5 protein-coding genes and 1 pseudogene are annotated in these 4,589 nt (G+C 49.5%); 1 reads left to right on the top strand and 5 read right to left on the bottom strand.

What is annotated here, in order from left to right; genetic code table 11:
- The first annotated feature begins 398 nt into the window (after positions 1–398).
- On the top strand, positions 399–668 hold the full coding sequence (locus J4E70_RS19145; protein WP_213891536.1) for a hypothetical protein: 270 nt from the start codon (positions 399–401) through the stop codon (positions 666–668).
- A gap of 449 nt (positions 669–1,117) precedes the next feature.
- Here J4E70_RS19145 and J4E70_RS19140 read toward each other — a convergent pair whose 3' ends face one another.
- The 5 genes and pseudogenes from J4E70_RS19140 to J4E70_RS19480 form a co-directional block, all read right to left on the bottom strand.
- Positions 1,118–1,327: a DUF1902 domain-containing protein gene (locus J4E70_RS19140; protein ID WP_213891534.1), complete on the bottom strand. Its 210-nt coding sequence runs from the start codon at positions 1,325–1,327 to the stop codon at positions 1,118–1,120.
- A 1,150-nt stretch (positions 1,328–2,477) separates the two neighbouring features.
- Positions 2,478–2,981, bottom strand: coding sequence for a hypothetical protein (locus J4E70_RS19135; protein ID WP_213891532.1), 504 nt, complete (start codon positions 2,979–2,981; stop codon positions 2,478–2,480).
- Positions 2,947–3,933, bottom strand: a complete 987-nt coding sequence (locus J4E70_RS19130) for a hypothetical protein (protein ID WP_213891530.1) — start codon at positions 3,931–3,933, stop codon at positions 2,947–2,949. The genes J4E70_RS19135 and J4E70_RS19130 overlap by 35 nt, the downstream gene beginning before the upstream one ends.
- Positions 3,933–4,397 (bottom strand): hypothetical protein, encoded by a 465-nt coding sequence (locus J4E70_RS19125; protein ID WP_213891527.1) that lies wholly within the window; start codon positions 4,395–4,397, stop codon positions 3,933–3,935. The genes J4E70_RS19130 and J4E70_RS19125 overlap by 1 nt, the downstream gene beginning before the upstream one ends.
- A gap of 73 nt (positions 4,398–4,470) precedes the next feature.
- Positions 4,471–4,589: pseudogene (locus tag J4E70_RS19480) on the bottom strand (IS30 family transposase); the annotation flags it as partial.

Here is a 4,589-nt window from a genome sequence, read left to right as displayed (position 1 = left end):
CTTTAGTCAAGCCAAACTCAGCGCCGTCGCTCGTCAACTCAACGAGCGACCTCGAAAGACCTTGCAATACCAAACGCCAGCAGAGAAATTTGAAGCATGTGTTGCGGCGATCAGTTGAAACCACACCGCTGAGCTGCCGTTGAACAATTGCATGGCAAATGTCTGATGTGCTCGCAACTAAAACATCCCCGCCGGACGCCTAAGCTTCAAAGTTGCCAATTGGAAAAGGGGACAGGGTACTTAGGAAATGTCTAGGGACATTCTTCGAAGAAACGCGCGAACAAGTATCGAAAAACCTAAGCACCCTAGTACACTGCTAACAGCTTGTTCGATTTTCGCATTTGATTTAAATCAAGTGGCATCTGGCGGTGGCTAGAATACACGGCTAATCTTTTCCGATGAGAACACGCTCCCGCTCACCCAAAAAAGCCAAAGACGAAAGAGCGTTCCCAATCCGCATTCGGGTGAAAGTGCCTGAAGACGGATACGGGCGTCAGTACATCGAAATGCAGGAATGGTTGCTTGAACATGCAGGCCGAGACAACTTCGCCTGGAACAGTGATTCAGTGCCGGGGATAGAAGCGAGCGCATTCTATTTCAACGACCTGGCGATTGCCGTTCGCTTTATGGATAGGTTTGGACTTAGGTTGGTTGAGTGGTCGCAATAACTATTGTGTGATGTGCCATACTTGGCGAAGTTGTTTTACCGTTCTGGAAGGTATGTGAACATAGTGTCCGATTTCTTCGTCAGACAAGCCAAGGTCAACGAATGTCTCAAGGCATGCCGAAGGGAACGGACCGAATGCGTTCGCGGCAGAAAGCAACTCGTTCGATAGTTCCGCGCTCGGTGGCTGGCGGCATAATGACTTTGGCGCATTTCTCGATTTGGAATGAAAACAAGAGATTGTTTGGTAATCGCTCATAGTAGCTCTCCAGTTATTTAGGGGTGCTAAAACATGCATGAGTGTACTTTTCCATTGTATCACATGGCTCTACATAAATACGATCTAATTGTAACCTCCTGGTGAAGGTGCTTAGGGCCTGTTGCCACCCACGAGATTGGAAGTGGTGGCGACATAAATCTCAAGTAAATTTCTAATGCTGCAAAAAGTATGCTCTATGCTATCCATTGAAAGCGGATGATAACATCAAGCGCCTCTGCATTGGATAGCCCTAACAGGTCGGCAATCGCAGTTTCTACCTTACTCTCAAGATCCTCAGGTCTTTCTGCGTCGATTTCTAAGCCTTGTACATCAGTACTGGTTGCAACCCAGGCACCAGCCTTACCATCCCATGTCGCTGTTATGTTTATGAGTCGGTTTTTCATGCTGCCCCAGCAAAGCACAAGACGCCACCGAAGCAGAGTCTTGTATTGATACTTCGTCGATGTGGCCACGAAGGTTTACTGCTAGGTGGTTTTGAATTCGAGCCATCGGTTTTTCAGGTAAATCGAATTAATTATCCACCAAAGCGGGTTGATTGATAACACTGTAATAGTCACCAATGCCCATCGACGCCGCTTTACACCAAACAAGAAAGTCATAACTACAAATGTTAGGAATAGAACCGAACCAATACTGGATCGAGTGCTTTCTCCATTTTCAACAAAAGCATATGCAAAAAAACCACTGAGCAGGATGTAGGGTATCATCGTTGAATAAATGACGAAAAAGCCCCATTTAAATCCCAGACTTTCGGAGTTCTTTCTGCGCCAAAGATACGCATGAATTAATCCGACTATTAAAGCTGAAATAAGAACTAAAACAGCGAGCGCGTTTATCGCGATGCCTACTTGATTTGCCATAGATTTAGGGGTTCCGTTTTGACTATTTCGGCTGGTACTGGATAACGCAGAAATCAAGCGACCAGAATTTAATTTTTCCTACCGATGCAGATATAACTGCTAGATTCCCCACAATTCAAGCGGTTTCGTCTAGATGTTTCAGTGCCGCATCCTGGGCCATCGATACTTTCAATTTCAACAGCGAAAAGCTTGATCTAGACGTCTCACGTGTCCTTGCGATTTGCGCCCTAGTTGTTGCGTGGAAACAACGAACACTAAACTAGCCACGAAGAATCGATTGGGAGGTTTTGGAAAATACCTTTTTCGAGATTCCACTACTTCGTGGGTGCTTTCCTAAATATTGATTGGATTGCTTTCACAATAAACTTTACTGGGATCAAAATTCCCACACCAATTATTTCAATGATGACGGTGGCAACAAACGCCGATCCCGCAGCACCAGCCGTTCTCCCTAATCCTTCTGCTGGATATTGGAAAAAGTAATTGTCTGTAATAATGACACTAACCAGTGTGAAAGTAGCGTAACAAACCGATACAACACAGGGAATTATATACAGCCAAATTCGTTTTGGGCCAGCGTTATCCATAAATCAAATTCCAATCCTAGCGAATGTTGAAGTGGCTTAAACAGAATATCGGCCTTGGGTTTCAACATTGGTTTATTCCTCTTTGACTACGGCAAAATCCTGCTCCTCGCCACCACCAACGGCGGATAGGTTGGAAACGACCGGATATCAAACCACTTGAAACAGGTGCCATCCGAATTGGCCATGTCGCCGCAACTAATCCTGTAGCCGTTTGCTGTTTGCCGGATTAACGCAGCCCAAAACGCGTTTAGGTCAATCAACCACCACAGCGCAAAGCCGTCCTGGCGTTCGTTGGAGTGGCCGTAGAACATCCAATCTCCTTTGCCGTTCACTATCTTGGAAAGCTCTGTCTCGGCCCCTGACGTGACCCTGGCGCGTATGGTGAACTGATAGGGGTAACGATGCACATAGCCGGGTCTGCGAACGCGGGCGGCAACGCGAATGTCTCGTGCATCAAACAGCATGAGATCCGTGGCGTTGTGCCAATCTTGTTCATCTGGGGCTTCACGCAACAATTGCGCCCCGACAATCTGCTTGATTTCGGGAAGAAAGCGGTCAAACCAGCGACGATTTATCGAGTAACAATTCATGCGCTAAACTCCGGTTTTCCCCACCGGGTGGCTGGCCTTGCCGTGAAACGAAGCCAGCCTGTCGTGTTCTCAGATGGGTTTTGCTCCTGGTACTTCGCTCAAAGAAACCCCGGCCATAAGAGCGGCTCAGGTTGCGGTTTCCGGTTTTCTGCCCCGCTGTGAGTTGAACGCCCTCAGACTCCAATCGCTGTGCCGCTGCTATTCGTGCCGGATCTGTTGGGTGTGGTGTCACTGCCGACCTGATAGCATTGGTGCCAACGTTGTAAGCCGCTGGGGCCGCTATAGCCGCAGCGATGCGCGCAAATGGCTCTGCGTCCTTGCCGCCGACAAGCGGAATGTTTTCGGGTAGCGTCTTGCCTTCTGTGGCCTCTCCAGCAAGTTCAGACGCAACACCAGGAGCCACTGCATAAGGCAGAAGGGCATTTGTCCCACCCAATGCCGCTGCGCCTGGGAGAAATTCCCCAATTGTTCCGGCAATGCGAGACCCGCGACTCTCACCGCGATAGTTCACAGCGTCATCTGTAACACGTTCAGAGATGTCCCTAGCCGCCGAACCATCACCCATAGGGAAACGGTCAATGGCATACCTTGCACCATCGAATGCGGGGCTTTCCCTGCCTGTAGTGGCTTCATATGCGCCTTCTGCCTTGTCGATTGCATAGTTACCCGCGCCGGAAACAATGTTCCCTGGCAAATCAAGCAAACCAGTCACACCACGCCCGACACCTGCGAAGAAAGATTTGCCTGCATCGTTTATTGCCTGGCCCACCTTTTCGCCGGGGGTGTCAGCTTCGCCGCTGCCTATGACATTCTCATAGATTGTTCGACCAAAAGACCGTTCAGGCTCTCTGCGGGAAACTGCAATTTCCGCAACACGCCGCGCCCCATCAATATCGCCGCTTGCGTGAAGCTCACGAGATTTGGCTATTAGCTCTTTATATGTTGCGGCCATTATTCTAGTCCTAACGATTTAAGGTATTCATCGTCTGATAGCTCATCCGAGCCGCCATCCAGAGAACCCGTTGAAAGTCCCGTAAGTGCTTGCTGCATTTCAGGTGTCATGATTGAGCGTTGGTCGAGTTCGCGCATTCTGGTCCGCGCTTCCTGCACGTCAATCAAGTCACTTTGGTAGTCCTGCACAATCTGAGAGCGCTCCATGTTAATCGCCGCTTTCTGGCGCATGATTTGGGCAATCATCACGTTTGCCTCTGGCTTATTGCCAAGGGCCGGGAGGCTGCGCAGCATACCCTCATATTCAATGTCTGACGTAGAACCTGAACCTTCGGCGCGAAGCGTGGGCGCAACCCGCTTAACAACAGACTGGAATGCATCGCCTGCGCTGGAAACGCCGGGGAAAGCACTCGCTAAGCGTCCCGAGATTGGACCCTGTGGTGCAAGTTTAATAAGCTCATCCATAACCTGCATATCCTGGTTAAGGGCTGAAGCCGTATTGCCAGCCTCAAGGTATGTTCCCCAAAGCGTTTAGCCCTTTCTGGGTCGCATGCCGTGACCGTCGAATGGCACGCGGGCTGCGCAAACACTGCTGTAATTCCTTCCTCAAAACACCACGGGTCTGCACATAAAGGCTGCGGTAGATCGTTTCATGCG

The organism is Pseudohalocynthiibacter aestuariivivens (assembly GCF_018457175.1).
Lineage (GTDB): Bacteria > Pseudomonadota > Alphaproteobacteria > Rhodobacterales > Rhodobacteraceae > Pseudohalocynthiibacter > Pseudohalocynthiibacter aestuariivivens.
The sequence above is the reverse complement of the archived record's forward strand: the minus strand, read 5'-3'. Positions and strand labels throughout refer to the sequence as shown.